The sequence below is a fragment of the Streptomyces sp. NBC_00094 genome, assembly GCF_026343125.1.
Classification (GTDB): Bacteria; Actinomycetota; Actinomycetes; order Streptomycetales; family Streptomycetaceae; genus Streptomyces.
In genome coordinates, this window is the sequence record NZ_JAPEMB010000001.1 from 7,220,828 (window position 1) to 7,246,871 (window position 26,044).

The 26,044-nt window shown below is 74.2% G+C and carries 23 protein-coding genes; 14 read left to right on the forward strand and 9 right to left on the reverse strand.

What is annotated here, in order from left to right; genetic code table 11:
- Positions 1-303: 303 nt before the first annotated feature.
- The 3 genes from panD (at position 304) to OG580_RS32055 (ending at position 2,958) form a co-directional block, all read left to right on the forward strand.
- Positions 304-735, forward strand: a complete 432-nt coding sequence (panD, locus tag OG580_RS32045; RefSeq protein ID WP_267047137.1) for an aspartate 1-decarboxylase — start codon at positions 304-306, stop codon at positions 733-735.
- A gap of 18 nt (positions 736-753) precedes the next feature.
- Positions 754-1,098: a GNAT family N-acetyltransferase gene (locus OG580_RS32050; RefSeq protein ID WP_267047138.1), complete on the forward strand. Its 345-nt coding sequence runs from the start codon at positions 754-756 to the stop codon at positions 1,096-1,098.
- Positions 1,099-1,527: 429 nt separating this feature from the next.
- Positions 1,528-2,958, forward strand: coding sequence for a transglycosylase family protein (locus OG580_RS32055; RefSeq protein WP_267047139.1), 1,431 nt, complete (start codon positions 1,528-1,530; stop codon positions 2,956-2,958).
- Here the strand turns inward: OG580_RS32055 and OG580_RS32060 are convergent.
- Positions 2,839-3,846: a DMT family transporter gene (locus OG580_RS32060; protein WP_267047140.1), complete on the reverse strand. Its 1,008-nt coding sequence runs from the start codon at positions 3,844-3,846 to the stop codon at positions 2,839-2,841. The two genes, OG580_RS32055 and OG580_RS32060, sit on opposite strands and share 120 nt — an antisense overlap.
- Before the next feature lie 331 nt (positions 3,847-4,177).
- Here OG580_RS32060 and OG580_RS32065 point away from each other — a divergent pair, with 331 nt between their 5' ends.
- The 3 genes from OG580_RS32065 to OG580_RS32075 all read left to right on the forward strand — a co-directional run bounded on the left by OG580_RS32065 (position 4,178) and on the right by OG580_RS32075 (position 6,892).
- Positions 4,178-4,891, forward strand: coding sequence for a (2Fe-2S)-binding protein (locus OG580_RS32065; protein WP_267048204.1), 714 nt, complete (start codon positions 4,178-4,180; stop codon positions 4,889-4,891).
- 63 nt (positions 4,892-4,954) lie between these two features.
- Complete coding sequence (locus OG580_RS32070; RefSeq protein WP_267047141.1) at positions 4,955-6,439, forward strand: SDR family NAD(P)-dependent oxidoreductase; 1,485 nt, start codon at positions 4,955-4,957, stop codon at positions 6,437-6,439.
- A 282-nt stretch (positions 6,440-6,721) separates the two neighbouring features.
- The gene (locus OG580_RS32075) at positions 6,722-6,892 is read left to right on the forward strand and encodes a hypothetical protein (protein WP_267047142.1); all 171 of its coding nucleotides are present in this window, start codon (positions 6,722-6,724) and stop codon (positions 6,890-6,892) included.
- A 115-nt stretch (positions 6,893-7,007) separates the two neighbouring features.
- On the opposite strand, the gene OG580_RS32080 is transcribed toward OG580_RS32075, so the two are convergent.
- The 3 genes from OG580_RS32080 to OG580_RS32090 are packed head-to-tail and all read right to left on the reverse strand — an operon-like array spanning position 7,008 to position 9,932.
- A complete protein-coding gene (locus OG580_RS32080) occupies positions 7,008-8,429 on the reverse strand; it encodes a lipase maturation factor family protein (protein WP_267047143.1) in 1,422 nt (473 codons plus the stop codon).
- A gap of 22 nt (positions 8,430-8,451) precedes the next feature.
- Complete coding sequence (locus tag OG580_RS32085; protein ID WP_267047144.1) at positions 8,452-9,003, reverse strand: DUF1990 family protein; 552 nt, start codon at positions 9,001-9,003, stop codon at positions 8,452-8,454.
- Positions 9,000-9,932 (reverse strand): YndJ family protein, encoded by a 933-nt coding sequence (locus tag OG580_RS32090; RefSeq protein WP_267048205.1) that lies wholly within the window; start codon positions 9,930-9,932, stop codon positions 9,000-9,002. The genes OG580_RS32085 and OG580_RS32090 overlap by 4 nt, the downstream gene beginning before the upstream one ends.
- Positions 9,933-10,207: 275 nt before the next feature.
- On the opposite strand from OG580_RS32090, the gene OG580_RS32095 reads away from it, so the two are divergent.
- The 3 genes from OG580_RS32095 (at position 10,208) to OG580_RS32105 (ending at position 15,481) form a co-directional block, all read left to right on the forward strand.
- Positions 10,208-11,446 (forward strand): DUF6777 domain-containing protein, encoded by a 1,239-nt coding sequence (locus tag OG580_RS32095; RefSeq protein WP_267047145.1) that lies wholly within the window; start codon positions 10,208-10,210, stop codon positions 11,444-11,446.
- 541 nt (positions 11,447-11,987) lie between these two features.
- Positions 11,988-13,985: a SpoIIE family protein phosphatase gene (locus OG580_RS32100; RefSeq protein WP_267048206.1), complete on the forward strand. Its 1,998-nt coding sequence runs from the start codon at positions 11,988-11,990 to the stop codon at positions 13,983-13,985.
- Positions 13,986-14,074: 89 nt separating this feature from the next.
- Positions 14,075-15,481, forward strand: coding sequence for a wax ester/triacylglycerol synthase family O-acyltransferase (locus OG580_RS32105; RefSeq protein ID WP_267047146.1), 1,407 nt, complete (start codon positions 14,075-14,077; stop codon positions 15,479-15,481).
- A 24-nt stretch (positions 15,482-15,505) separates the two neighbouring features.
- Here the strand turns inward: OG580_RS32105 and OG580_RS32110 are convergent, their stop codons facing one another.
- The 3 genes from OG580_RS32110 to OG580_RS32120 form a co-directional block, all read right to left on the reverse strand.
- A complete protein-coding gene (locus tag OG580_RS32110) occupies positions 15,506-17,203 on the reverse strand; it encodes an alpha/beta hydrolase (protein ID WP_267047147.1) in 1,698 nt (565 codons plus the stop codon).
- Positions 17,204-17,441: 238 nt separating this feature from the next.
- Entirely contained in the window at positions 17,442-18,779 is a 1,338-nt protein-coding gene (locus OG580_RS32115; RefSeq protein ID WP_267047148.1) for a sensor histidine kinase KdpD, read from the reverse strand.
- Positions 18,776-19,447, reverse strand: a complete 672-nt coding sequence (locus OG580_RS32120; protein ID WP_267047149.1) for a response regulator transcription factor — start codon at positions 19,445-19,447, stop codon at positions 18,776-18,778. The genes OG580_RS32115 and OG580_RS32120 overlap by 4 nt, the downstream gene beginning before the upstream one ends.
- 118 nt (positions 19,448-19,565) lie before the next feature.
- Between OG580_RS32120 and OG580_RS32125 the strand changes: the two genes are divergently transcribed.
- From OG580_RS32125 to OG580_RS32145, 5 genes are all read left to right on the forward strand, one after another.
- Positions 19,566-20,438 carry an Fpg/Nei family DNA glycosylase gene (locus OG580_RS32125; RefSeq protein ID WP_267047150.1) on the forward strand — a complete coding sequence of 291 codons (873 nt, stop codon included), beginning with the start codon at positions 19,566-19,568 and terminating at the stop codon, positions 20,436-20,438.
- Positions 20,439-20,499: 61 nt separating this feature from the next.
- Complete coding sequence (locus OG580_RS32130) at positions 20,500-21,252, forward strand: LytTR family DNA-binding domain-containing protein (protein ID WP_267047151.1); 753 nt, start codon at positions 20,500-20,502, stop codon at positions 21,250-21,252.
- 115 nt (positions 21,253-21,367) lie between these two features.
- Positions 21,368-21,748 (forward strand): hypothetical protein, encoded by a 381-nt coding sequence (locus OG580_RS32135; protein ID WP_267047152.1) that lies wholly within the window; start codon positions 21,368-21,370, stop codon positions 21,746-21,748.
- A gap of 36 nt (positions 21,749-21,784) precedes the next feature.
- Entirely contained in the window at positions 21,785-23,518 is a 1,734-nt protein-coding gene (locus OG580_RS32140; RefSeq protein WP_267047153.1) for a cation acetate symporter, read from the forward strand.
- 66 nt (positions 23,519-23,584) lie between these two features.
- Complete coding sequence (locus OG580_RS32145) at positions 23,585-24,793, forward strand: histidine kinase (RefSeq protein ID WP_267047154.1); 1,209 nt, start codon at positions 23,585-23,587, stop codon at positions 24,791-24,793.
- A 43-nt stretch (positions 24,794-24,836) separates the two neighbouring features.
- On the opposite strand, the gene OG580_RS32150 is transcribed toward OG580_RS32145, so the two are convergent.
- Positions 24,837-25,403 carry a hypothetical protein gene (locus OG580_RS32150; protein WP_267047155.1) on the reverse strand — a complete coding sequence of 189 codons (567 nt, stop codon included), beginning with the start codon at positions 25,401-25,403 and terminating at the stop codon, positions 24,837-24,839.
- A 225-nt stretch (positions 25,404-25,628) separates the two neighbouring features.
- Complete coding sequence (locus OG580_RS32155) at positions 25,629-26,042, reverse strand: PaaI family thioesterase (RefSeq protein WP_267047156.1); 414 nt, start codon at positions 26,040-26,042, stop codon at positions 25,629-25,631.
- Positions 26,043-26,044 lie beyond the last annotated feature (2 nt).

A 26,044-nucleotide genomic window follows, 5' to 3' on the forward strand; every position in this document is an offset into this window, starting at 1 on the left:
GGACGGAGGCGAGTTCGCGATTCCCCTGCGCCCACTGAGCGGTCTGGACAGGGAGCCCGCCCGACCAACACCACAGCCTCACGGCCGGCTTGAAAAGGGCTCCCTGTCGCAAGGGCGGGGGGCTGATTTCGCGCTCGCCTTCGTGACGCGTCGTCGGCGACGGCGTGAAAACCCAGGTGGGGACCCGTATCGCCCGACCGGGGCGATGTTCCTCACAAACATCGGACGGGGGTGTCGGTGTAGAGTCGAGGCCGCCCTTGACCTGCAGAAAGCAGGCAGGGAGCCGTCTTCGAGGAGTCCACAGTGCTGCGCACTCTGTTCAAGTCCAAGATCCACCGCGCGACCGTGACCCAGGCCGATCTCCACTACGTCGGATCGGTCACCGTCGACGCCGAGCTCATGGAGGCGGCCGATCTGCTGCCCGGCGAGCTCGTGCACATCGTCGACATCGACAACGGGGCCCGCCTGGAGACCTATGTCATCGAGGGTGAGCGCGGGTCCGGCGTCATCGGGATCAACGGCGCCGCCGCCCACCTCGTGCACCCCGGCGACCTCGTGATCCTCATCAGTTACGCGCAGGTCGAGGACGCCGAGGCGCGCGCCTTTGTGCCGCGTGTCGTGCACGTCGACGGCGAGAACCGCATCGTGGAGCTCGGGGAGGACGCCTCCGCCCCCGTGCCCGGGAGCGACACGGTGCGTGCCCCGCACGCCGTGCCCGTGCCCGTACAGAGCTGACCCGAGGAGAGCCGCCGCATGGCCGAGCTGAAGATCCGCGACGACCGGACGAACGGGCGCCTTGAGGCGTTCGAGGAGGACACCTTCGTCGGCGTCATCGTCTACTTCGTCCTCGACGCCGCGCCGCACGCCCTCGTGGCCGTCCACACCATCGTCGAGGACGGACACGAGGGCAAGGGGATCGCCGGGGCGCTCGTGCGCGAGTTCTACGCGATCGCCGCCGCCGAGGGCGTCCCCGTCGTGCCGCTCTGCCCGTACGCCGCCAAGTGGGCCGAGCGCCACCCGGACGAGGCCCCCGTACCCCCGTCGGACATGGTCCGCGCGGCGAAGCTCCAGCTCAAGGCCACACCCGGCCTCTGGTGACCCCCGGCTTCCGGTGACCCCGGCGGGCCGGGTGGGCCGGCCCACCCGGAGGAAGGCGTCCGGCGGGCGCGGGCGTGCCCGTCGGGTCACCCTGGGAAGGGACGATCCCGACGACCGAGAGGTCCGTGATGACGCTCCCGAACCCCGAACCGATGCCCCCGGCGCCCATCCCGCCCCCGGTGCCCTCGCCGCCGCCCGTGCCGCCGCCGAACCCCGTGCCGGTGCCGCCGGATCCCGTGCCCACCCCGGTGCCCGAGCCCGGCGGTCCCGTACCGGAACCCGAGCCTCAGCCCCAGCCGGGCCCGGCCGGGCTCCGCCCGCCGTCAACCGGAAGGTGACAGAAGAGGCGTGAGGTTTCGTGCCGGCCCTTGTCACGGAGCGTGCGCCACCCCTAACTTGGACGGCTGTCGCTGTGTTCAAGGGGGGCCCATGGCCGTACGCGGACGTCACCGCCGCCACCAGCCGAGCCGGATCAACCGTGCCTCGCTCACCGTCACCGCGGGAGGCGCCGGAATGGCGCTGCCGCTGATCGGCGCGGGCGCGGTACAGGCGGCTTCGCTCGACGTCTGGGAGAAGGTCGCGGCCTGCGAGTCCTCCTCCAACTGGCGCATCAACACCGGAAACGGCTACTTCGGCGGGCTCCAGTTCAGCCAGTCCACCTGGGAGAGCTACGGCGGCACGCACTACGCGCCCCGCGCCGACCTCGCCTCGAAGGACCAGCAGATCGCGATCGCCGAGCGGGTCCTCAAGGGCCAGGGGCCCGGCGCCTGGCCGTCGTGCGGTTCCCGCGCGGGTCTCGCCAAGGGCGGCGAGACGCCCGACGTCACTCCCGGACGCCCCTCCACCGGGGGGAACGCGCCGAGGACCGCCTCCCTGCCCGGGCAGCGCGCGTTACCCGAGCAGACCGCCCGGAGCGCCGGCCCGACCACCGTGCCCACGGTCCGTGAGATGTACACGGTGACACCCGGCGACTCCCTCTCGAAGATCGCCCGCGAGGAGCGGGTCCGGGGCGGCTGGAAGGGCTTGTACGAGTCGAACCGGCCGGTCGTCGGAGACGACCCGGACCTCATCCACCCCGGCCAGCGGCTGACCCTGCGGATCGCCGCGCCCAGGAAGGCGGAGGCCCCGACCGCGCCCCCGCGGGCCGTGACGCCCCCGGCCTCCCCGACCCGGCCCGCCGCCGTACAGCCGGCCACGAAACCCACCGCCAGGCCCACCGCGAAGCCCACGACCAGGCCTGCTGCCAAGCCCACCGGTCAGGCCACCACCAAGCCGGTCCCGAAGCCCGTCGCCAGGCCCGTCGCGCAGTCCTCGACCGCGCCGACGGCGACACCGACCAAGCCGACCGCGAAGCCGTCCTCCAAGCCCAAGGCGAAGCCCTCCTCCACGCCCGCCCCTCCGAAGCAGAGCAGCCGGCCCGCGCCCAAGCCCAAGCCGACCGCCACACCGGACGAAGAGCGCTACTCCGCCCCCATCGCCGGCGGCATCGGCACCCGCTACGGCACCCGCGGCTCCTCCTGGTCCAGCGGCTATCACACCGGAGTCGACTTCCCCGTCCCCACCGGCACCTCGGTCAAGGCCGTCGCCGACGCCCGGGTCGTCTCCGCGGGATGGGGCGGCGCGTACGGCTACCAGATCGTCCTCCGCCACGACGACGGCCGCTACAGCCAGTACGCGCACCTGTCCGCGCTCACCGTCCGCGAGGGCCAGCGGGTCCAGGGCGGTCAGCGCATCGGGCGCTCAGGGTCGACCGGCAACAGCACGGGACCGCATCTCCACTTCGAGGTGCGGACGGGTGCCGGGTACGGCTCCGACATCGACCCCCTGGCCTACCTCAGGGCGCGGGGAGTCTCCATCTGACTCCGCGTTCCGCACCGGCCGGGCCTCTCCGGCCGGCTCTGACACCGACAGCGCCTCCGGCGGCACCGTCATGCGGTCCAGGGTGAGCTGGACCAGGCCGCCCGCCGCGACCGCGCCGCAGACCAGCGCGGCGACGGTGCCCGCCGTGCCGTAGCGGAAGCTCTCGCCGAACAGGGTCAGGCCCACGGCCGCCGCGACCACCGGGTTCACCACGGTGACCGTGGCCAGCGGCGCGGCCAGCCCGGCGCCCCGGTACGAGGCCTGGGAGAGGAGCAGCCCGGTCACGGCGAGCGCCGAGAGGACGAGCAGCCCGGTCCACTCGGCGAGCGGGGCGCCCGAGGTCCACTCCTCGGCGACGGACTTGGTGAAGACCGAGGCCATGCCGAAGGAGACGCCGGCGGCCGCGGCCAGGATCACACTGCGCAGCACGGACCGGCCCACCAGGTGCGCCACGGTGAACAGGACGGCCACCAGGGTGACCGTGCCCGCCGCCAGCAGCCACCGCTCCGCGTCGGCCAGGGACTGGGTGTCGGAGCCGTTCGTGAGGCTCAGCAGCCCGGCCAGGCCGACGGTGGCCATGAGGGCGCCGCGCCAGGCGCGCCGCCCGGCCCGGCGGCCGACGAAGAGGGCCGCCATGGGCAGCGCGAAGACGATCGTCAGAGCGCCCAGCGGCTGGACCAGGCTGAGCGGACCGAACGCCAGGGCGGCCACGTGCAGGGTCGCGCCGAGACCGTTGAGCAGGACGGACACCCACCAGGCAGGGCTGCGCAGCGGCGCGTAGCGCGGACCGGCGGCGGAGGCCGCGACCCGCTCCTGCACGATCGCCGCGGCCGCGTAGGCGACCGCCGAGACCAGGGCGAGGATCACGGACAGCAGGAGGGGACTCATACCTTCCACGATCTCTCTTCCGGGCGATTTCGGCGTCGTACCAGGGGACGTCCTGGCGGATACCGCCATCGCAGTACACGGCCCGCGTGTACGACCGGAGATGTACACCCGCGCAGGTCGGAAGGGGTGGAAGGGGGTGAATCGGGCAGCCGGTTCCGGTGCGGAAGAATCATCGCCGGGGCGAAGACTTCGCCCCGGCGACATCCGCCCCGGCGACGCTCGCCGCAGAAGTACACGGCGACGTCCGCCGCAAGGCGCGCGGCGACGTGCGCCGCAGGGCACACGGCGATATTCGCCACAGGAGCAGGGGGGCACGGGCGTGGGACAGGACATGGATCTCGTCGAGAGCGGATCGGTCGGCGGATTCTTCGCGCTGCGGACCACCGCGCCGGAGACCGGAGGAGCACACCTCCCCCTCGCCCTCCTGTACGCGGGGGAGGACGGCCCTCTCGCCGCGCGCGTGGACCGGGTCGCCGCCCGGCTCCACGCTCCCGAGCGGCGCGTCGGGGCATCCGTCGCCCACCTCGGGCTCGCGGCCCGGCTCTGGTCCACCGCGCTCGGACCCGCCGCGCTGTACGGGCGCTTCCCCGCCCTTGACCCCGCCGAGCTGTACTGGGACGGGGCGCTGACCTCCCCCGACGACCTGTGGTGGGCCGGCTCCGCGACCCGCCCCGGCACCGTGGAGGAGCTCCGCGCCGCCGTCCAGGAGGCCCACCTCGTCCCGCTGCACGCGGCCCTGCGCCGCGACGGCCGGATCTCACCCCGGCTGCTCTGGGGCAACGCCGGCTCCGCCCTCGCCGGCGCCCTGCGCGAGCTCACCCGCTGGGCCCGCGCCCAGGACCGGCCGGAGGTCGCCGAGCGGGCCGCCACCCTCGTCTCCGGGCTCCTCGACCACCCCGACCTCGCCGGTACGGTCCGCGGCCCCCAGCTGCGCCGTACCAGCTGCTGCCTCTACTACCGCTGCCCCGGCGGCGGACTGTGCGGGGACTGTGTCTTCGACCACGCCCCCCGAGCGGGTTTGGAGGGGCGGCCCCCCGCTCCGTAAAGTTGCTTCTTCGAGAGCCCGCAAGCGGCGACGACGGACGAGCGAACGAGGAACCCGAAGGCCATGACGGTGACCGAAGAAAACCAGGACTACGGGCCGGGCGTCGACCCCGATCGCCTGGCCGTCTGCCTGAGCGTCCTCGACGAGCTCGACAAGCTGGACGTCGACCACCCGGACGCCATCGTCGTCCGGCGCGCCACCGCCGGGATCTACCGGACCGTGAAGCAGCGCCGCCGCCAGGAGCGCCGGGCCGCCAAGACCGCCAACGACAAGGCGGTCACCGAGGCCACGGCCACCGGCTCCGCGCAGCGCATCGACGACGAGACCGAGGGCATCCTGCCGTCCTCGGTGACGGAGGAGGGGCGGATCGCCGGGATACTCCAGCGCCCCCGTTCCTGCTACGTCTGCAAGACGCGCTTCGTCGAGGTCGACTACTTCTACCACCAGCTCTGCCAGCCTTGCGCGGCGCTGAACCGGGCCAAGCGGGAGGCCGGCGCGGACCTCACCGGCAAGCGCGCGCTGCTCACCGGCGGCCGGGCCAAGATCGGCATGTACATCGCGCTGCGGCTGCTCCGCGACGGCGCGCACACGACGATCACCACGCGCTTCCCCAAGGACGCCATCCGCCGCTTCAAGGCCATGGACGACTCCGCGGACTGGATGCACCGCCTGGAGGTCGTCGGCATCGACCTGCGCGACCCGGCCCAGGCCGTGGCCCTCGCCGACCAGATGACCGAGGCCGGTCCCCTGGACATCCTCATCAACAACGCGACGCAGACCGTCCGCCGCCTGCCGTCCGCCTACGCCGCCCTGGTCGACGGCGAGAACGCCGCCCTGCCCGCCGGCGAGCTCCCGGCCCACCACGTCATCGGCGCCTTCAACTCCGGCGCGGTCGGCGAGCTCGGGACGGCCGCCGCGCTGCCCGCCGGTGTGAGCGGCCTGGAGGCGCAGCAGGTCGCCGACCTCGCCCTGGTCGCGGGCAACGCCAGCATCGCCCGGCACCTCGACGGCACCGCCATCGACGCCGGCGGCCTGGTGCCGGACGTCGTCGAGAGCAACACCTGGGTGCAGAGCATCGAGCAGATCTCCCCGGTGGAGCTCCTCGAGACCCAGCTGTGCAACTACACGGCTCCGTTCATCCTCATCAGCAAGCTGCGTCCGGTGATGGCAGAGGCCGCGAAGAAGGCGGCCAGCGGGCGTTCCTACATCGTCAACGTCTCGGCGATGGAAGGCGTCTTCAGCCGCGGCTACAAGGGTGCGGGGCACCCGAACACCAATGCCGCGAAGGCCGCGATGAACATGGTGACGCGGACCAGCGGCCAGGAGATGTTCGAGACCGACGGCATCCTCATGACCTCGGTCGACACCGGCTGGATCACCGACGAGCGTCCGCACTTCGACAAGCTGCGCCTCGCCGAGGAGGGCTTCCACGCTCCGCTCGACCTCGTCGACGGCGCGGCCCGCGTCTACGACCCGGTCGTGCGCGGCGAGGCCGGCGAGGACCTCTACGGCTGCTTCCTGAAGGACTACGCCCCCGCGAACTGGTAGGCGGCGGGTCCCGCCGTCCCGGAAAGGGCGCCCCACCGCCTGGTGGGGCGCCCTTTCCGGCTTGTTTCACTCGATCGCGTCACACTTTCGAGCCCGGTAGAGCGCGGACGTGCTCATTTGGTTACTGTGATGTCCATCGGTCGGCCACCGAGGAGACACACCATCCTCACGGCCGGTCCGGGGACTGGCCTTCCACCAAGGCCGCGGTCCCGCCCGATGAACGGCGCCACCGCGACCGACGGCACCCAGTCCTCACAGGTACGCGACACAAAGGAGTGCGCGGTGACAACCGAACTGACGAAGCAGGAACCGAGACCGGACCAGCCCCAGGACCGGCCCCGCCGGAACGGCGAGCTCGGAAGCCTCGAAGTGTGGGCCCGCTCGGCCCCCATCCGGTTGGCGGGCTACGAGGACGACCTCGCGGAGCCCCACATCCTGCCTGGCATCGACTGAGTCGGCGCCCTGGTGTAACCCTTGCTCCACCGCTGCCCCCGGCCGCCTTCCGGCCGGGGGCAGCGGCGTGTCCGGCGCCCGGTGCGTGCCTCGCGTGTGTGCGGTACGCGTCCCCTCACCGGTCCGCAGGTTCTCGTAGCCGGATCGGCGGCAGGTACTCGCGCACCAGGGTGCGGTGCCACCAGGCGCCGGTCGCGCGCAGCTCGCGCCAGGTCGTGTACCGGTACCGGTAGAGCCGGGCGCGGACCAGGGCCGGCGGCGCGTCCGGGAAGGGGTTGTGGGCGAGCAGCCGCAGCGTGTCCCGGTCGCCGTCGAGCAGCCGCTCCACGAAGGGCCCGAACCAGTCGCGGGCGTACCCGGGGGAGAGGGCGGCGAACCACATGAGCCAGTCCAGCCGGAGGTGGTACGGGGCGAACTGGCGGGGCAACCGGCGCGGATCGCCCGGCTTGCCCCGGAAGCCGTACTCCCGCCACACCGTGCCCGCGTGCGGAACCGGGTCGTCGGTGCCCTCGACGACGATCTCGTCCCGTACCCGGCCGACCGTACCGAAGGCGCCATAGGTGTTGACCAGGTGGAAGGGGTCGTACGAGCGGTTCATCGCCTGGTTGCGGGAGAGCAGGTTGCGCACCGGGCGGTAGCTCCGGACCAGGACGAAGACGGTCACCGCGACGACCAGGACGACGTACCAGAGCGGCGGGGCAGGCCGCGGGTGCTCCCCGGTGAGCGCGGAGGCGTCCACCACCGACAGGGCGAGCACGATGGTGAGCCAGTTCAGCCAGGCGAAGTTCCCGGAGAGCACCAGCCACACCTGGGTCGCGATCATGAGGCACGCGGCGATGCCGGCCACCGGCTGCGGGGTGAAGAGCAGGAACGGCACGAACAGCTGGACGACGTGGTTGGCGGCCGCCTCGACCCGGTGCAGCGGGCGCGGGAGGTGGTGGAAGAACCAGCTCAGCGGGCCGGGCATCGGCTGTGTCTCGTGGTGGTGGTAGAGGCAGGTGAGATTCCGCCAGCAGCGGTCGCCGCGGATCTTGATGAGCCCGGCGCCGAACTCGACCCGGAAGAGCAGCCAGCGCAGCAGGAAGAGGACGAGGACGGGCGGTCCGATGTCGTCGTTGCCGAGGAAGACCGCGAGGAACCCGGTCTCCAGGAGCAGCGACTCCCAGCCGAAGGAGTACCAGGTCTGGCCCACGTTCACGATCGACAGGTACAGCGCCCAGAGGACGAACCACAGGAGCATCGACACCGGCAGCGGCACCGCGTCCCCGGCGCCCGCCACGAGGGCCAGGGCGATCGCGGCCCCGGTCCACGCGACGGCCGCGAACAGCCGGTCGGAGTAGCGCCAGTGGAAGAGGGACGGGGTGTCACGCGGTCGGGTCCTGCCGACGTACTCCGGTATCGGGAGCATGCCGCGCTCACCGATCAGCGCCCGGAACTGGAGGGCGGCCGAAAGGAACGCCACGCAGTACAGCCCGGCGAGGCCCCGCTGGAACATGGTCCGGCTCAGCCACAGGTCGGGCGCGGTGAACCACTCCATCCCCTCCAGTATCGGCCCGGGATCAGGTCCTGACGAGGCGCCGCAGGGTCCGGCCCAGCCGGCGTGCGTACGCCCGCTGGAGCGGCGGGATCAGGGGGCCGGCGAGACGCGTGTACCAGGCCGCCGGCCGACTGAACGCGGTGACCGTGAACCGGACCGAGCCGTCGGGCTCCAGCGTGACGACGAAGGACTCCTCCCCGCGCTCCGGGTGCCCGGTCAGGGTGCCGTAGGCGAAGCCGACGCGGTGTTCCTCGTACGCCGTCCAGACCACCGCGCACGGGGCGCCGAGCCGGACCGGTCCGACGCCCACCGACACCTCCAGATGGATGCCGGGCTCGGCACGGACGGCCTCGCTGCGGACGGTCGCCCCGGAGGCGCGGTGCGTCCGCCAGGTGGTGACAGCGGCGCCGGCGGCCTCGAAGGCGGTGCGGCCGTGGCCGACGACCGCGCTGTGCCGCAGGTGGTGGTAGCCCTCCGGGAGGCTCTCCGGGGCGCGGGTGGCGCCGACCTCGGGGTAGGTGAGGCTCGGGCGGGGGCGGGCGGTGCGGGTGAGGCCGGTCGTGAGGCGGGTCATGCCGGGATCTCCGTTCGCGGGTGGGCGGGTGATGCTGTCGGTGTCGGTGATGCTGTCGGTGTCGGTGTCGGTGTCGGTGTCGGTGTCGGTGTCGGCGTCGGCGTCGGCCGGTCCGTCCGGAGGCGGCGGCGGGCGAGCAGGGCGCAGACGGCGAAGCCGAGGGCGTTGCCCAGGCCGTGTGTCGCGGCCGTCCACGTCAGGCTGAGGTGCGGCAGTCCCGTGGCCTCGCCGAGCGCCCAGCTCAGCGCGAGCAGCATGGTGACGGCGAGGACCAGGGCCGAGACGGCGAGGAGCCCGCGCGTGAGCCGGCCGGCCGCGAGGTCCCGGCGCTCGCGCAGAGTGAGGACCGCGACGGCCGTCATGCCGGCCGTGAGGACGACCGCCCCGACGAGCTCGGCCCAGTCGTCGACGAAGTAGCCGACCAGGACGAGCAGGGTGCCGGACGGGACGCTGAGGGCGGCGAAGCGGGCGGTCGGACCGTCGTCGGCGCGGCAGACGAGCCCGGCGACGAGAGCGGCGGCGAAGCCCGCGAAGTGGAAGTGCGGCACGGTCAGCGCGAGGAGGTCCAGGTCGAAGCCGAAGAGCGGGTACGAGGCCCGCTCGGCGACGAGCGCCAGGCCCGCGACGGACGGCGCGACCAGGGCCGTGAGGACGGCGATCTCCCGGGGCCGCAGGGAACGGGTCAGGGTCAGCCGCGCCGGGGCCTGGAGCGCGAGCGCCACCGTGGCCAGGGCGTAGACGGCGGCGAGTGCCGCCGCGATCCCTGAGCGCGGCAGCCACAGGGCCAGCGCCCCGGGGGCGGCGAGCAGGGGCCAGGCGCGGCGGAGCGGGTCCCAGCCCGGCGGCCTGGGGCCGTCGAGCAACGCGAGTCCCGTCGGGACCACCCAGAACATGCCGATCATCACGACCGGGTTCACCAGCAGCGACAGCGCGGTCATGGGACACCCCCCCCGTCGACTTGAACGTGTTCAACTGACGGGTTGAGCGTAGAGCCTTTCTTGAACGTGTTCAAGTAGGGCGTTCGCCCGGTCGGGTGCCGGTCGACCCGGTCGGCCTTCCTCCGCTTGCGGGGGCCCGCGCGCTGCGACAGACATGAGGCACTGGCCGCAACCGGGCACCGGGCCCCGGGGAGAGAAAACGGGAGAACCAGGTGCGCTCATCCCAGCACCGGACGCGGCGAACCCCTGCCGCTCCCGGACCCGCCGTGCTCACCGGGCCCGCCGCGATCACCGCGATCACCGCGCTCGCGTCGACGCTCCTCGTCGCCGGCTGCTCCTCCGGCGGGGAGGGCGGCAGCCACGGCGAGCAGCCCGAGGCAGCCACCGCCCAGGAGGTCTTCCTGCAGCCGGTCGCCGCCCGGGGCCCCGACCCCTTCACCCCGTCCACCGCCCGGATCGCCGCCCCCGCGACCCCGGTGGTACGCGACCCCGGCGCCGCCTCCGTCCAGCAGATCCGCGAGGTCACCGGCTCCACCCCCGGCCTCTACGGCGGCACGCGGGCGGAGGCGAGCTGCGACGTCGAGCAGCAGGCCGCCTTCCTCGCCGCCGACCCCGGCCGGACCCGGGCCTTCGCCGAGGCGGCAGGAATCCCCGAGGGGAACGTCCCCGGCTGGCTGCGCGGACTGACCCCGGTCGTCCTGCGCGCCGACACCCGGGTTACCAACCACGGCTACCGGGACGGCGGTGCCACCGCCTTCCAGTCCGTCCTCCAGACCGGCACGGCGGTCCTCGTCGACCAGTACGGCTCCCCGCGCGTCCGCTGCGCCTGCGGCAACCCGCTCCGCACGCCGGTCTCCGTCCAGGGCGGCATCCACCAGGGCGACCCGTGGGACGGCTTCGACCCCGAGCACGTGATCGTCGTCCGGCCGACCAGCACCGTCGTCACCAGCCTGGTCATCGTGAACGCCGCGGACCGCACCTGGATCGAGCGACGGACCGGCAGCGACGGGGCCGAGGACCGCAAGCCCGTGGTGGAGCCGTCGTGCGACCCGGACGCGTGCCACCTGACCGAGGCGGCCACGCCGGACCCGGCGCGGCCCGACCCGGCGCGACCCGATCCGACCCGGCCCGATCCCGTGCGGCCCGCCCCGGCCACGCCCGACCTGAGCACCCCGGTCCCGACCGACCCCGCACCCGTGATCCCGGACCCGTCGGGGAGCGGCGGCACCGGCACCGACCCGTCGCCCGCGTACCCCGACGCCTCCGGCGAGCCGTACCCCGACCCGTACGAGGAGCCGACCTCGGAGCCGTTCCCCGACCCGTCCATGGACCCGTACGCGGACCCCGATGCCGACCCCCACGCCGATCCGTACGCGGACCCGTACGCCGAGCCCCCGGTCGAGCCGCCCGTCGAGCCGCCGACAGCTCCGGAGGGTGGGCTTCCGCCCGAGGAGTTCTTCCCGCCCGACACGGGGCCGGAGCAGCCCGAGACGTTCGAAGGCTGAGGAGCGACGGGGTGAAACGGATCTTCATGGTGCGCAGGGGCGGAGCTGCGCCTAGCGTGGCCCCATGAACGCGGGCAGAGGGGGCGGGGAGGCGGCCGAGCGGCTTCGCCGTGCGCCGGGGGAGCCGAGGCAGCCGGGCGGAGCGACGGGGCCGGGCGAGGCGAAGGACCGGGAGGAAACGGCGGCGCCGGTCGATTCGACGGAGCCGGACGAACCGGCAGGGCCGGACGCGGCGACGGATTCCGTCGCGACGACGGAGCCCGGTGCGGCGACGGAGCCGGACGGGCCGGCAGGGCCGGACGCGGCGACGGATTCCGGCGTGACGACGGAGCCCGGCGAGGCGACGGAGCCGGACGGGCCGGCGGAGCCGGGCGCTCCGGCGGATTCGGCCCCACCCGCCGAGCCCGCCGAGCCCGGCGAGCAGACGAGCTCGGGTGAGCAGACGGGCTCGGGTGAGTCGACGGGCTCCGGCGAGCCCGCGCGGCCGGGGCCGCCCGGCGTCGGAGCGCGGATCCTCCATGACTACGGCTCGGCCTTCCGGATGGGCGGTTTCGACTGGGACCTGCTCACCGGGACGATGATCATGGACGAGGCCGCCCTCGAGGTCTTCGACCTGGACCGCGCGGACTACGACGACCGCCCGGAGAGCCTCGGCTCCCGGGTCCTGCCCGACGAGGGCCGCCGTCTCGACACCCTGGTGGCGCAGGCGCTCAAGGAGGGCAGCGACCAGTACGGCGCGTACTTCCGCATCCGCCGCCGCGACGGCATCCACCAGTGGACCCACACCCAGGGACTGGTCCATCGCGACGACACGGGCCGGCCGGTCCGCATCGTGGGCGTCCTCCGCGACGCCACCCACGAACTGTCCGAGTCCGCCGCCCGGCTCGGCCTCGACGAGGGACGCCGCCGACGCGCCGGCGTCGTCGAGGGCACCACCGCCGCCCTGGCCTACGCCAGGACCGTGCAGGACGTCATCGACCTGCTCAACGACTCGCACGCCCTCGAACACTTCGGCGCCGCCAGCCTTGTCATGGGCCTCCTCGAAGCCGGCCGCATCCACCTGGTCGCGGAGGGCCCCGACGGCGCCTTCGTGCCGGGCACCCGCTTCACCCGGGTGGACGAGCCGTACCCGATGGGCGAGGTGATCCGTACCCTCCGGCCCCGGTTCATCGACACGGCCCAGGACTTCGCCGAGTCCTTCCCGGTGCTCTGGCCGCACATCAGCGGGCTCGGCATCACCGCCGCCGCCTATCTGCCGCTCATCGCCCAGGCCCGGCCCATCGGCGCGCTCGGGCTGCTCTACAGCGACAAGACCGGCTTCAGCGAGGATGAGCGGACCCTGCTCGTCGCCCTCGGCAGCAGCATCGCCCAGAGCCTCCAGCGCGCCATGCTGTACGAGCAGGAGCACGACCTCGCCGAAGGGCTCCAGCAGGCGATGCTGCCGCGCCGGATCCCCGAGGTGCAGGGCGCGCAGACGGCCGTCCGCTACCGCTCGGCCCGGCTCGGCCGGGACATCGGCGGCGACTGGTACGACATCATCCCGCTCCCCGGGGGACGGGTCGGCGCCGTCATCGGCGACGTCCAGGGCCATGACACCCACGCGGCGGCCGTCATGGGCCAGCTCCGGATCGTGTTGCGTGCCTACGCCGCCGAGGGGCACCCCCCGGCCACGGTCATGGCCCGGGCCTCCGTCTTCCTCCACGAGCTCGACACCGAACGCTTCGCCACCTGCACGTACGCCGAGGTCGACCTCGGCACCGGGGTCGTCCAGATCGTCCGCGCCGGACACGTCGACCCGCTGGTCCGGGAGATCGACGGCCGCTGCCGCAGGCTCCCGGTGGAGGGCGGGCTGCCCCTCGGGCTCTCCGCGGAGTTCGGCCGGCTCGACTACCCCGTGACCGCCCTGGAGCTGGACCCCGGGCAGACCCTGATGCTCTACACCGACGGTCTGGTGGAGAAGCCGGGCGCCGACCTCGACGAGGGCTTCCAGTGGCTCACCTCCCTCGTCCGGCGCGGCCCCGCCGACCTCCAGCAGCTCGCCGACCACCTGTGCGACGTGGTCGCCGACCGCGGCGGCGAGGACGACGTGGCGATCCTGCTGCTCCGCCGCCAGGCCACGTTCGGCCCGCAGGGCGCCGGCCGGTTCCGGCAGCACGTCGCCCAGAGCGACCCCGAGGCGCTGAGCTCGGCCCGGCACATGATCAGGGCCGCGGTCCGGGCCTGGGGCGGGGGTGAGCGCGCGGACGAGATCGAGCTGGTTGCGGACGAGCTGATGACCAACGCGCTGATGCACACCGACGGCGGGGCGATCGTGACCCTGCGGGTCCTGAGCGGGACCGAGCGGCGGCTGCGCGTGGAGGTCGAGGACCGGTCCAGTGCGCTGCCCCGCCGCCGCGAGGCGGGGGAGGCGGGCGTCTCCGGCCGGGGGCTGCTCCTGGTGGAGCGGATCTCCGACGCCTGGGGCGTGGAGTCGCGGGGCGGCGGCAAGTGCGTCTGGTGCGAGTTCACGTGGCGAACTGAGGCCACCCGGCTCTGTTAACCGAGCGTGAACTGATCGTACTTGACCGTAACTGACGGTACGCGATTGACTTCGCTCTCCCGCCCCTCCGCGCAGGACGTGAGGCACCCGTGAGCAGCAGCGAGCTACTGGCCCCCCTTGATCTGGCCTTCTGGCACCTGGAGTCCCCGACCCACCCCCTGCACCTCGGAGCCCTCGCCCACTTCGGTCCCGTCCCCGCGGCCCCGGACCACGAGCCGCCTCCGGACGTCCTGGACCTGCTCGCCCGCCGCGCCGCCGCCATCCCCCGGCTCCGGATGCGCGTGCGCGACGTCCTGATCCCCCTCGGCGGCGCCGCCTGGAGCGCCGACCCGGACTTCGACGTACGCCGTCACGTCCGGGAGATCACCCTTCCCGGCGTGGACTTCCCCGCCGAGACCACCCGCCTTGCGGCCGAACTCATGGAACGCCCGGTCGAGCGCGGCCGGCCGCCCTGGGAGATGTACCTCCTGACGGGCGCCCCCGACGGCTCCTTCGCCGTCCTCGTGAAGCTCCACCACGCCCTCGCCGACGGCATGCGGGCCGTCGCCATCGGCGCCGGGATCTTCGACGAGATCGCCGCCGCCCGCCGACCGGTGCGCCGCCCCCGCCCCGTACCCCCGCGCTCGTGGCTCCCCGGCCCCGGGCTCCTCCTCGACCTCGCCAAGGACCGCCTCGGCGACCTCGGCCGGGCCGTCGAGGTCGGCGCCTCGGTCGTCGGTTCCTCCGTCGTCCGCGCCGGCGGCCTCGACGGGCGTCCCGCCGCCGCCCTCGCCGCCGACTCCAGCGGCACACGCCGGCTCGCCACCGCGACCCTGTCCCTCGACCGCGTGCACCGGATCCGCCGCGCCACGGGCGGCACCGCCAACGACGTGCTCCTCGCCGTCGTCGCCGGAGCCCTGCGCCGCTGGTTCGACGGGCGGGGCCCGGCCGCCCTGCCCGGAGCCGACCCCCGGGCCCTCGTCCCCGTCTCGCGCCGCCGCCCCGGTGCCCCGCCCGGTCCCGGCAACAGCCTCTCCGGCTACCTCGTCGACCTGCCGGTGACCGAGCCCGACCCGGCGGCCCGACTCGCCGCCGTACGCGACGCCATGGACCGCAACAAGGCCGCCGGCCCCTTCCGGGGCGCGGGCGCCGTCGCGCTCCTCGCCGACCGGCTGCCTCCGCTCGCCCACCGCTTCGGCGCCCCCTTCGCCTCCGGCGCGGCCAGGCTCCTGTTCGACCTCCTCGTCACCCAGGTGCCGCTGCCCCGCACCGCGCTCTCCCTCGGCGGCGCTCCGCTGCGCGGGCTCTTCCCCATGGCCCCGCTCGCCCGCGGCCAGTCCCTCGCCGTCGCCATGTCCCCCTACGGCGGCCGGGTCCATGTCGGTCTCGTCGCCGACGGCGAGGCGGTCCCCGACCTCGACGCGCTCGCCGACGCGCTCACCGCCGAACTCGACCTGCTCGACCCGCCGGAGACGCCGGAGGGGCCGGGGACGCCGGGGACGCCGAGGACGCCGTAGAACCTGTGCGTACGGATCACTCCGTCATGCCGTGCAGGTCGTGCCGGGGCGGATCTTCGTCAGGGAGATCAGGTACGCCTCGACCTTGCCGTCGACGCAGGCGCTGCGTCCGTAGCCGGTGTGGCCGGGAGCGTCGAACGACAGCAGCATCCCCTGGGGGAACTGGCCCGCCAGGCTCACGGCCTCCCCGTACGGCGTGGCCGGGTCGCCCGCCGTCCCCACGACGAGCACCGGCGGGACACCCTCGGCCCTCACCCGGTGCGGGCGCTGGGCACCGGCCGGCAGGTCCTTGCAGACCAGTTCGTTCGTCACGCCGGTCGTGCCGTAGACCCCCGCGGCCTTGTCGGCGGGGGCGAGAGCGTCCCAGTAGGCCTGGGCGTCACGCGGGTGGGGGACGTCGAGGCAGTTGATCGCGATGAGGGCGGCGTCGCCGTTGTCCTCGGGGACGTCGTCCGAGGGCCCGTCGGAGGCCTCGTCCTCAGGGGGCCCGTCGGACGCCTCGGGCTCCGCGGGTTCGTCGGAGGCGCCCGCGTCGGTGTCCGGCGGCTCCTCCTCGCCCGCGGCCAGGGCCGCCAGCGGCGTGCCGTCCCCGCCGTCCGCCGCGACCAGCGCCTCGGACAGGTCCTTCCACTGGGCCTCCGGCGTGTACATGGAGAGGCTGAGTGCCGAGACCAGGGTCGAAGCGTCGAGACCGTACGGGGAGTCGTCGACCGGCAGCGGCTCGCGCTCGGTCCGCGCGAGGAGCCGGTCGACGAGGGACCGTATCTCCTCGGGCGTAGCGCCGGGACACGCGTCACCGACCGTGTCGGCGCAGGAGTCGGCGTACTCCTCCACCGCCTTCCTGAACCCCGTGGACTGGCTGAGCATGCGCTGCCGCCAGTCGAGCGACGGGTCGACGGCCCCGTCCAGGACCATCGCCCGTACGCGGCGAGGGAACTGCTCGGCGTACGAGGTGCCCAGGCTCGTGCCGTACGACCAGCCGACGTACGTCAGCCGCCGGTCACCGAGCGCCGCCCGCAGCACGTCCAGGTCGCGGGCGGCGTCGTCCGTTCCGACGTGGGGGAGCAGCGGACCGCTGGCCGCGCGGCAGTCGGCGGCCGTCGCCCGCGCGCTCGCCAGGGCGACGGCGCGCTCGGACGCGGTCCGGGGGTTGAGGGGTACGCCGGCGGCGTCGTCCGGGGTCTCGCCTTCGTCCGGGGCCTTCCCTTCACCTTCGCCCGGTTCCGCGGGGGCGGCGGCGGTGCAGGTCAGGGCGGGCTTGCTCCCGCCGACCCCGCGCGGGTCGAAGGACACGATGTCGAACCGGTCCCGCACGCCCTGGCCGATGTCGTCGGCGACGCCGTCCCTGACGAGCCGCGCACCACGCTCGCCCGGGCCTCCGGGGTTGAGGACGAGCGAGCCGACGCGCTTCCCCGGGGTCGCGGTGACCGCCTTCGCCACCGGCAGGACGAAGGTCTTGCCGTTGCCGGGGCGGGCGTAGTCCATCGGCACGGTGAGCGAGGCGCACCGGTGGTCGCCGCAGGGCTGCCAGACGAGTCGCTGCTGGTAGAAGCGCCGCAGGTCGGGGCGGGAGGCGGGATCGGCCGAGACCGTCGCTCGGTTCCCGTTCGAGCCGTTCCCGGCCGAGTCGTTCCCGGCCGTGCAGGCGGCCAGGGAGGTGGCGCCGAGGACGGCGAGGGCGAGGACGAGGGCCTGGCGGCTGCGGGTGGCGGCGGTGATCACGAAGTACTCCCTGGGTGGTCGGTCCAGGGAAGGATCACGCGCGGATGCTGAGGATTTGCTGAGGCGGGGTCCCGTCACGGGCGAGGGCCCCGGTCACGGACTCGGGATCCGTCACGGGCGCGGGCCCCGCTCACGGACGCGGGCCCCGCTCACGGACTCGGGCCGCGACACGGGCGCGGGCCCCCTCGCGGACGGGCCCCCTCGCGGACGTGGCCTCTCGCGGAGGTGGCGCCCCTCCCTACGACCTCGGCAGCCGCAGGACGAACCTGGCCCCGCCGCGTTCCCCGCGCCCCGCCGTGAGCGTGCCGCCATGGGCGTGGGCGACCCAGGCGGCGATGGACAGGCCGAGGCCGGTGGACCCGGATCCGCTGCGGAACCGTTCGAACAGGGCGTCCGCGACCTCCGGCGGCAGGCCGGGACCCTCGTCCTCGATCGTCAGCGTGCCGTCCCGGACCACCGTGATCAGCACGTCCGCCGGCAGGCCGGGCCCGTGGCCGTGCGCGAGCGCGTTGCCCAGCAGATTGCCGACCGCGCGGCGCACCAGCTCCGGATCGGCGACCACGACCGTGTCCTCCGCCTCGACCCGGATGCGATGGCCCTCCGTGGAGGCCTCGGCGGCTTCCTGGGCGACCGCCTCCACCAACTGGTCCAGACGCAGCGGCTGGCGGGCCACCGTGGCCGTACCGGACATGAGCCGCGCCCGGGTGAGCAGCCCGTCGACCAGCCGGCCCATGCCCTCCGCCAGGCGCAACGTGCGCCGGTGCACGTCCGTGCTGTCCGTCTCGCCGCGCAGCGCCGTCTCCGCGAGCGTCCGGAGCGAGGCGGCCGGGGTCCGCAGGTCGTGCGCCGCGTCCGCGAGGAACGCCTCCTGCCGGTCGAGCGCGGACAGCGCCGGGCGGATCGCCCGCCCCGACAGCACGTGCCCGACGGCCGCGGACAACAGCACGAGCACCGCGCAGCCGCCCGTCACCACCCACACGAGCCGACGGTGATCGTCCCGCTGGGCCGTCGCGTCGGACAACGTCACGAGGACGCCCTGCGGCCCCTCGTCCTCCGCCGCCTCCGGGGCGTAGAAAGGCAGCGCGAACACCCGCACCGGCCCGCCGTCCGTCGTACGCCGGTCGAAGCCCCGCGCCTCCCCGGTCCGGGCCACCGCACGGCCGGACTCCAGGACCACCCCGGGGCTCACGGCCAGACACGGCGCGGTCGGCGCGTGCTGGACGGTCAGGCCGACCGCCTCGTCCGGCGTGCCGGGGCCGCCGGGGGCGTCGCCGGTCACGAGCAGCACGGTCAGCGGCGGACACCCGGTGTTCACCGTGTCCGCCAGGACGTCCGTGGCCAGCCGCCCGTTCTCGTCGGTCTCCAGGAGCCCGAGGGCCCAGCTGGTGTCCGCCTCCATCGCGTGGTCGAGCTGCTCCCGCCAGCGCGCGCTGTCGCTCCGTACGGCGAACACGGCCATCGCGATCAGCCCCACGGCGCTGGTCAGCGCGAACAGCAGACTGATCCGCCGACGCAGCCGCAGCACCCGCGCGGTCGGGGTGAGCGTCCGCGTCCGGCGGGGGAGAGCGGGGCTCACCGCGCGTCGTCGGGTGCGAGCCGGTAGCCGACGCCCCGCACGGTGTGGATCAGCGGCGGGTCCCCGAGCTTGCGGCGGAGCTGGGAGACGAGTACCTCCAGGACGTTGGACTGCGGCTCGGCCATCTCGTCCCAGCAGCTCTCGATCAGCTCGGCGCGCGACACCGCCTGGTCGGCCCGGGCCGCGAGGACCTCAAGGACGGCGAACTCCCTGGTGGTGAGGGTCAGCAGCACCCCGGCCCGGCGGACGTGCCGACGGGCGGTGTCGACCTCCAGGTCGCCGACGCGGTGCACCGGCGGGCGTACGACGCCGGAACGGCGGCACAGGCTGCGCACCCGGGCCACCAGCTCGGGCACGGCGAACGGCTTGACGAGGTAGTCGTCGCCGCCGCTCGCGAAGCCCTCCACCCGGTCCGCCACGGTGTCGCGCGCCGTGAGGAACAGGACGGGTACCTCGCGGCCGCCGCGCCGCAGCTCCTCGACGTAGACGGCGGCGTCCCCGGACGGCAGCATCCGGTCGAAGACCGCGCAGTCGTACGCGGTGACGAACAGGGCCTCGTCGGCCCGTGGCAGATCGGCCGCTTCGTCGACGGCGAGCCCGGCGGCCCGCAGAGCGGCGGCCACCCCGAACCGGAGGTCTTCGTCGTCCTCGACGAGCAGTACGCGCACGTCGCCCACCTTAGGCCGTGTCCGGAAAGTCCCGCCGACCACGCCGACCACGCCGACCATGCCGACCGCGCCGGGCTCGCGGCGCGCGGCCCCGGCACGCGTACGGCAGGGTGGAGCCATGCCCGAACTGCCCGAGGTGGAAGCGCTGCGCGAGTTCCTCGGCGCGCATCTCGTGGGCAAGGAGATCGCCCGCGTCCTGCCCGTCGCGGTCAGCGTCCTCAAGACGTACGACCCGTCCCTGACCGCCGTCGAGGGAGCCGAGGTCACCGCCGTCGGCCGGCACGGGAAGTTCCTCGACCTCGCCACCACCGGCGCCGCAGGCGAACTCCACCTCCTGATCCACCTGGCCCGCGCGGGCTGGCTCCGCTGGCAGGACCCGCTGCCTTCCGGACCGCCGAAGCCCGGCAAGGGCCCGCTGGCGCTGCGTACCGCCCTCACCGGAGGCGACGGCTTCGACCTCACCGAGGCGGGCACCACCAAACGGCTCGCGGTGCACCTCGTCCGCGACCCGCAGGACGTGCCGGGCGTCGCCCGCCTCGGCCCCGACCCGCTCGCGGAGGACTTCGGCCCCGAGGAGTTCGCCGCCCTCCTCGCCGGCGAACGACGGCAGATCAAAGGCGCCCTGCGCGACCAGCGCCTCATCGCGGGCATCGGCAACGCCTACAGCGACGAGATCCTCCACGCCGCGAGGATGTCGCCCTTCAAACCCACCGGGAACCTCACCCCGGAGGAGACCGCCGCCCTCTACACGGCGATGCGGACCACCCTCGGCGAGGCCGTCGAGCGCGCCCACGGCCTCGCCGCCGGCAAGCTCAAGGCCGAGAAGAAGAGCGGACTGCGCGTCCACGGCCGGACCGGGGAACCCTGCCCGGTGTGCGGGGACGTCATCCGCGAAGTGAGCTTCAGCGACTCCTCCCTCCAGTACTGCCCCACCTGCCAGACCGGCGGCAGGCCGCTCGCCGACCGCAGGATGTCGAAACTGCTCAAGTAGCCGCTGCTCACACAGAAGCTGCTCAAGGAGTCGCGCGAGGCATCGCACTACACTCCGCCGCATGGTGCGCGTACTGGCCGTCGACGATGAAGAACCGGCCCTCGGGGAGCTCCTCTACCTGCTCCGCGCCGACCCGCGCGTCCGCACGGCCGAGGGCGCGGGAGACGCGACCGCGGCCCTGCGCAGGATCGGGCGCGCCCTGGAGACGGGGCCCGACGGGGACGACGGCATCGACGTCGTCTTCCTCGACATCCACATGCCCGGGCTCACCGGTCTCGACGTGGCCCGGTTGCTCGCCGGCTTCGCCCGCCCGCCGCTCGTCGTCTTCGTCACCGCCCACGAGGGCTTCGCCCTCCAGGCCTTCGACCTCAAGGCGGTCGACTACGTCCTCAAGCCCGTGCGCCGCGAACGCCTCGCCGAGGCCGTCCGCCGCGTCCACGACCTGGTGCACGTCACCGCCCCGCCCGCGCCCACCACCACGCCCGAGCAGATCCCCGTCGAGCTCGGCGGGGTCACCCGTTTCGTCTCCGTCGACGACATCGCGTACGTGGAGGCCCACGGCGACTACGCCCGTCTCCACACCGACCACGGCAGCCACCTCGTCCGCATCCCGCTCTCCACCCTCGAGGAACGGTGGGCCGCCCGCGGCTTCGTCCGCATCCACCGCAGCCATCTCGTGGCCCTCGCCCGCATCGACGAACTCCGGCTCGACGGCGGTGCCACCTCGGTACGGCTCGGCGACACGGACCTCGCCGTGAGCCGCCGTCACGCCCGCCACCTCCGTGACCTGCTGATGCGTCGGGCCGGCGGCTGATCGGCCGGGGGCTGTCGCGGCCGGGGAGCGCTGCGTAGACTCCACGCGTCCCGGGCCCCACGGCCCGCCTGCCCTTCCGGGCAGCAGCCGCCGAGAGATGCCGGAGCGGACGCCGATGTCCGAGCACCAGCCGCCGCGCAGACCCCGGCGCGAGACCGTCACGTACGCCTCGGCGCGCGGCACCGTCCCGGGCCCGGCACGACGGCGCCCCGCCCACCCGCCGGCCCGCTCCGAGATCGACGAGCAGACCACGCTCGGCCACACCTACGTCCGCTCCCTGATGCGCAGCCAGCTGCGTGCCGCCCTCACCGCCCTCGGGGCGCTCGTCCTGCTCGTCGGCTCGCTGCCGCTGCTCCTCGCCCTGCCCGCCCCCGAGGCCCTGGTCTGGCTCGCGCTCGGCGCCGGCGTGTACCCGGTCGTCTGGGGCATAGCGCACTGGTACGTCCGCCGGGCCGAACGCAACGAGCGCGACTTCACCGGCCTCGTCGAACGGTGAAGTGCCCCGTATGAACCGGAACCGCGGGGTGGCCGCGTGAACCAGACCTACGCCGTCGCGGCCGTCACCGCCGTCGTCCTCGCCACCGTCCTCATCGGCGCCCTCGGCCTGCGGATCTCCCGTACGACCTCCGACTTCTACGTCGCCTCACGGACCGTCCGGCCGGGTCTCAACGCCGCCGCCATCAGCGGCGAGTACCTCTCCGCCGCCTCCTTCCTCGGCATCGCCGGACTCGTCCTCGTCCAGGGCCCCGCCATGCTCTGGTACCCGGTCGGCTACACCGCCGGCTACCTCGTCCTGCTGGTCCTCGTCGCCGCCCCGCTGCGCCGCTCCGGCGCGTACACCCTCTCCGACTTCGCCGAGGCCCGCCTCGAATCCCCGCAGGCCCGCCGGCTCGCCAGCCTCTTCGTCGTCGGCATCGGCTGGCTCTACCTGCTACCGCAGCTGCAGGGTGCCGGTCTCACCCTGGAGATCCTCACCGGAGCTCCCGACTGGGTCGGCGGGCTGCTCGTCGCCCTCGTCGTCACCGGCACCGTCGCGGCGGGCGGGATGCGGAGCATCACCTTCGTCCAGGCCTTCCAGTACTGGCTGAAACTCACCGCCCTGCTCGTCCCCGCCTTCTTCCTCCTCGCCGCCTGGTACGGGGACGGGGCGCCCAGGGCCCGTTTCGACGCCCCCGCCGTCCTCCGCGAGCACACCGTCGTCCGGGTCGCCGACAGCGTACGGATCGGCCTCGACGCCCCGCTGACCCTCACCGTCACCGGCAGCGTCGACGACGTCCCGTACGAGCGGCGGACCGTCACCCTCGCCCCCGGCACCCATCACGTCCTCGCCGGCACCGAACTCGCCTTCGCGCCGGGCGCGGTCCTCCCCGAGCGGGCCGCCACCGGAACCGACCCCCTCGGCTGGTCGCAGCCGCTCGCCGGCGGCCACGACGGACACCAGCTGTACGCCACGTACGGACTGATCCTCGCGACCTTCCTCGGCACCATGGGCCTGCCCCATGTCGCCGTCCGCTTCTACACCAGCCCGCACGGCCGCGCGGCCCGCCGGACCACGCTCGTCGTGCTCGGCCTCGTCGGCGCCTTCTACCTGCTGCCGCCGCTCTACGGAGCCCTCGGCCGGATCTACGCCCCCGAGCTCGCCCTCACGGGCTCCGCCGACGCCGCCGTGCTCGTGCTGCCCGAGCGGATCCTCGGCGGAGTCGCCGGCGACCTCCTCGGCGCGCTCCTGGCGGGCGGGGCCTTCGCGGCCTTCCTGTCGACCGCCTCCGGGCTCACCATGTCCGTCGCCGGCGTCCTCACCCAGGACGTGCTGCCGTCCCGGGGCGTACGCCACTTCCGGCTCGCGACCCTGCTGGCCACCGCCGTCCCGCTCGCCGTCGGCGTCGTCGCCTCCAAGGTGCCCGTCGCCGACGCCGTCGGCCTCGCCTTCGCGGTCTCCGCCTCCTCCTTCTGCCCGCTGCTCGTCCTCGGCATCTGGTGGCGGCGGCTCACTCCGCCCGGCGCCATGGCCGGGCTCCTCCTCGGCGGCGGCTCCGCCCTCGCGGCCGTGATGGCGACACGTGCCGGGCTCGCCCCCGAGGGCTGGCCGCACACGCTGATGGCCTGGCCCGCCGTCTGGTCGGTCCCGCTCGGCTTCCTGACGATGGTCCTCGTCTCGCTCGCCACCCCCGGCCGGGTCCCGCCCGGCACCCCGGCGCTCCTCGCCCGGCTCCACCTGCCCGAGGAGTTCACCGGCTCCGCCGCCTCCCCGGAGGTACGCCGATGAACGGCACCCTTCCCTTCCCGGAGGTACGGCGATGAACGGCACCCTTCCTTCCCCGGAGGTACGCCGATGAACGGCATCGCCCTCGCCGCCGTGGGCGCCGCGGGCGCCGTCCTGCTCGCGGTGGGCTTCGTCCTGGGACGGTTCGCCGCCCGCCGAGGGGGCCGCGCCGCCGACCCCGACCTCGGGACCCCCGTCGAACGGGCCACCTTCCACACCCTGCACACCGCCTCGCTCGCCGCACCGCCGCTGCGCGCCGGACTCACCGAGGAGACCGCCCGCAAGGCGGCCCGCACGCTTCGCTCGCTGCTCGGCACCGAGGCGCTCTGCCTCACCGACCGGGGTGCGGTCCTCGCCTGGGACGGACCGGGCGAGGACCACCACCGCGCGCACGTCCCCGCGCTGGCCGCCGAGACCCTGGAGACGGGCCGCAGCCGGTCCGCGCACACCGGCTGCGCCGACCCGGCGTGCCCGCTGCGCTGGGCGGTGATCGCCCCGCTGACCGGTGAGGACGGGGTCCTCGGCGCGCTCGTCGCCTACGGCTCGCGGGAGTCGGCCGTCCTGGTGCGGGCCGCGACCGAGGTCGCCCGCTGGGTCTCCGTCCAGCTGGAGCTGGCGGAGCTCGACCGCTCGCGGACCAGGATCGTGGAGGCCGAGATCAGGGCCCTGCGCGCGCAGATCTCCCCGCACTTCATCTTCAACTCCCTCGCCGCCATCGCCTCCTTCGTCCGTACCGACCCCGAGCGGGCCAGGGAACTCCTCCTGGAGTTCGCCGACTTCACCCGGTACTCCTTCCGGCGGCACGGCGAGTTCGCCCAGCTCGCCGACGAACTGCGCTCCATCGAGCAGTACTTGGCGCTTGCCGGGGCGCGCTTCGGGGACCGGCTCAAGGTGACGCTGCAGATCGCCCCCGAGGTGCTGCCGGTGACGCTGCCCTTCCTCTGTCTCCAGCCCCTCGTGGAGAACGCCGTCAAGCACGGCCTCCAGGAGCGGGAGCGGGGCTGCCGGGTGACGATCGCCGCCCGGGACGCGGGGGCCGAGGCGGTGGTGACCGTCGAGGACGACGGTGTCGGCATGGACCCGGAGCTGCTGCGCGCCGTCCTGCGCGGGGAGCACCCGGCGGGCTCCGGCATCGGTCTTTCCAACGTGGACGAGCGGCTGCGCCAGGTGTACGGGGCGGAGCACGGCCTCGTCATCGAGACCGGGGTCGGTGCGGGCATGAAGGTCACGGTCCGCATCCCCAAGTACCGCCCGGGGGTGCACCGCTCCGCCGTGTGAGGTCCGCAGGGGCCGCGATCGGCACAGGTGCAGCGAGAGGCGATCAGCACAGGTACAGCGAGAGATGGGCGAGCGGCAGCCCCAGCTTCCACGCGGGCAGCCAGACCTGGTCCTTCTCGTCGACGGGCGTGCCGGGGTCGTCGGCCGTGGGGCCGTCGAGGTCGGCGGCCCGTACCCAGGTGTCGCGCAGGCTCCGCCACGCGGTCCGCGCGAGGGCCAGGTCGGGGCCCTCCCCGTCCGCCGCGAGCCGGGCGGCGAGCCCCTGTTCGACCCAGGACGGCCAGGGCCGGTCGTAGGCCGTGCGGCGCAGCAGCGTGTCGATCCGTACCGGCGGCCGCTTTCCGGCCGACCGGCCGGGGCCGCCAGCGCCGTCGGGTCCAGGGGTTCCGTCGGCGCCGCCGGAGCCGTCGGAGCGGTCGGTGTCCTCCGACAGGTGGACGGTGAGGGCCAGGGCTTGGAGGCCGGCCCGGTACTCCAGCGAGCCGGGCGCCACGAGCGCGGCGGTCCGCAGCACCTCGTCGGCCAGGTACTCGGCACACAGCCAGGCCATCGGGACGGCGAGTCCGCCGCCACTCGTGCCTTCCGTGCCGTTCGTGCTCTCGGGCAGCAACGCTCCCACCTTCTCCCGGACATGGGACCCGTACGTCAGGGGCCCGGATGTCAGGGACCCGGGGGAGAGCCTCCACCGAGAAGGGCCTCCGCGGGTCCCGCTTTGCTCAACTCGCCCGTGTGGTTTCGGATACGTTTCCCGGCCGGATCGGTGCTGGTGGGGAAGCTGTTACCCAGGATGGCGTACGGGGCGGGAGGGGCAGGGGAGGCGGAGGAGGAAGGCGGTTCAGCCGAGCAGCGCGTACACGGCGGTGGCGTGGGCGGCGGTCTCCTCCGTGCCCTCGGCGGTCATCGTGATGTCGGCGAAGGCCATCCGCTTGCCCGTCTTGGTGAGCCGGGCCCGGACCAGGACGTCGCTGCCGACGACCGCCCGCTGGAAGGTGATGGACTGCTGGACGGTGGTCATCGGTACGAAGCCGCCGCGGACGGAGGCGACCGCGATCACCGTCGCCGTGTCGGCCGCGGCCATCAGGGCCTGGCCGGACAGGCCGCCGCCCTCGCGGGCGAGCCGGTCGGACCAGGGGAGTCGGAGTACGGCCCCGGCCTCGTCGACGGAGGCGACCGAGAGCCCCAGATCGAGCACCCAGGGGGCGAAGTTGTCGGCGAGGACCTTTTCGGCGGCGGCGAGAGTCAGCGTCACGG

Coding starts and splice junctions, on each gene's coding strand:
- OG580_RS32050 (WP_267047138.1), top strand. CDS start 754: ATGGCCGAGCTGAAGATCCGCGACGACCGGACGAACGGGCGCCTTGAG.
- OG580_RS32055 (WP_267047139.1), top strand. CDS start 1,528: ATGGCCGTACGCGGACGTCACCGCCGCCACCAGCCGAGCCGGATCAAC.
- OG580_RS32060 (WP_267047140.1), bottom strand. CDS start 3,846: ATGAGTCCCCTCCTGCTGTCCGTGATCCTCGCCCTGGTCTCGGCGGTC.
- OG580_RS32065 (WP_267048204.1), top strand. CDS start 4,178: ATGGATCTCGTCGAGAGCGGATCGGTCGGCGGATTCTTCGCGCTGCGG.
- OG580_RS32070 (WP_267047141.1), top strand. CDS start 4,955: ATGACGGTGACCGAAGAAAACCAGGACTACGGGCCGGGCGTCGACCCC.
- OG580_RS32080 (WP_267047143.1), bottom strand. CDS start 8,429: ATGGAGTGGTTCACCGCGCCCGACCTGTGGCTGAGCCGGACCATGTTC.
- OG580_RS32085 (WP_267047144.1), bottom strand. CDS start 9,003: ATGACCCGCCTCACGACCGGCCTCACCCGCACCGCCCGCCCCCGCCCG.
- OG580_RS32100 (WP_267048206.1), top strand. CDS start 11,988: ATGGGCGGTTTCGACTGGGACCTGCTCACCGGGACGATGATCATGGAC.
- OG580_RS32125 (WP_267047150.1), top strand. CDS start 19,566: ATGCCCGAACTGCCCGAGGTGGAAGCGCTGCGCGAGTTCCTCGGCGCG.
- OG580_RS32130 (WP_267047151.1), top strand. CDS start 20,500: ATGGTGCGCGTACTGGCCGTCGACGATGAAGAACCGGCCCTCGGGGAG.
- OG580_RS32135 (WP_267047152.1), top strand. CDS start 21,368: ATGTCCGAGCACCAGCCGCCGCGCAGACCCCGGCGCGAGACCGTCACG.
- OG580_RS32145 (WP_267047154.1), top strand. CDS start 23,585: ATGAACGGCATCGCCCTCGCCGCCGTGGGCGCCGCGGGCGCCGTCCTG.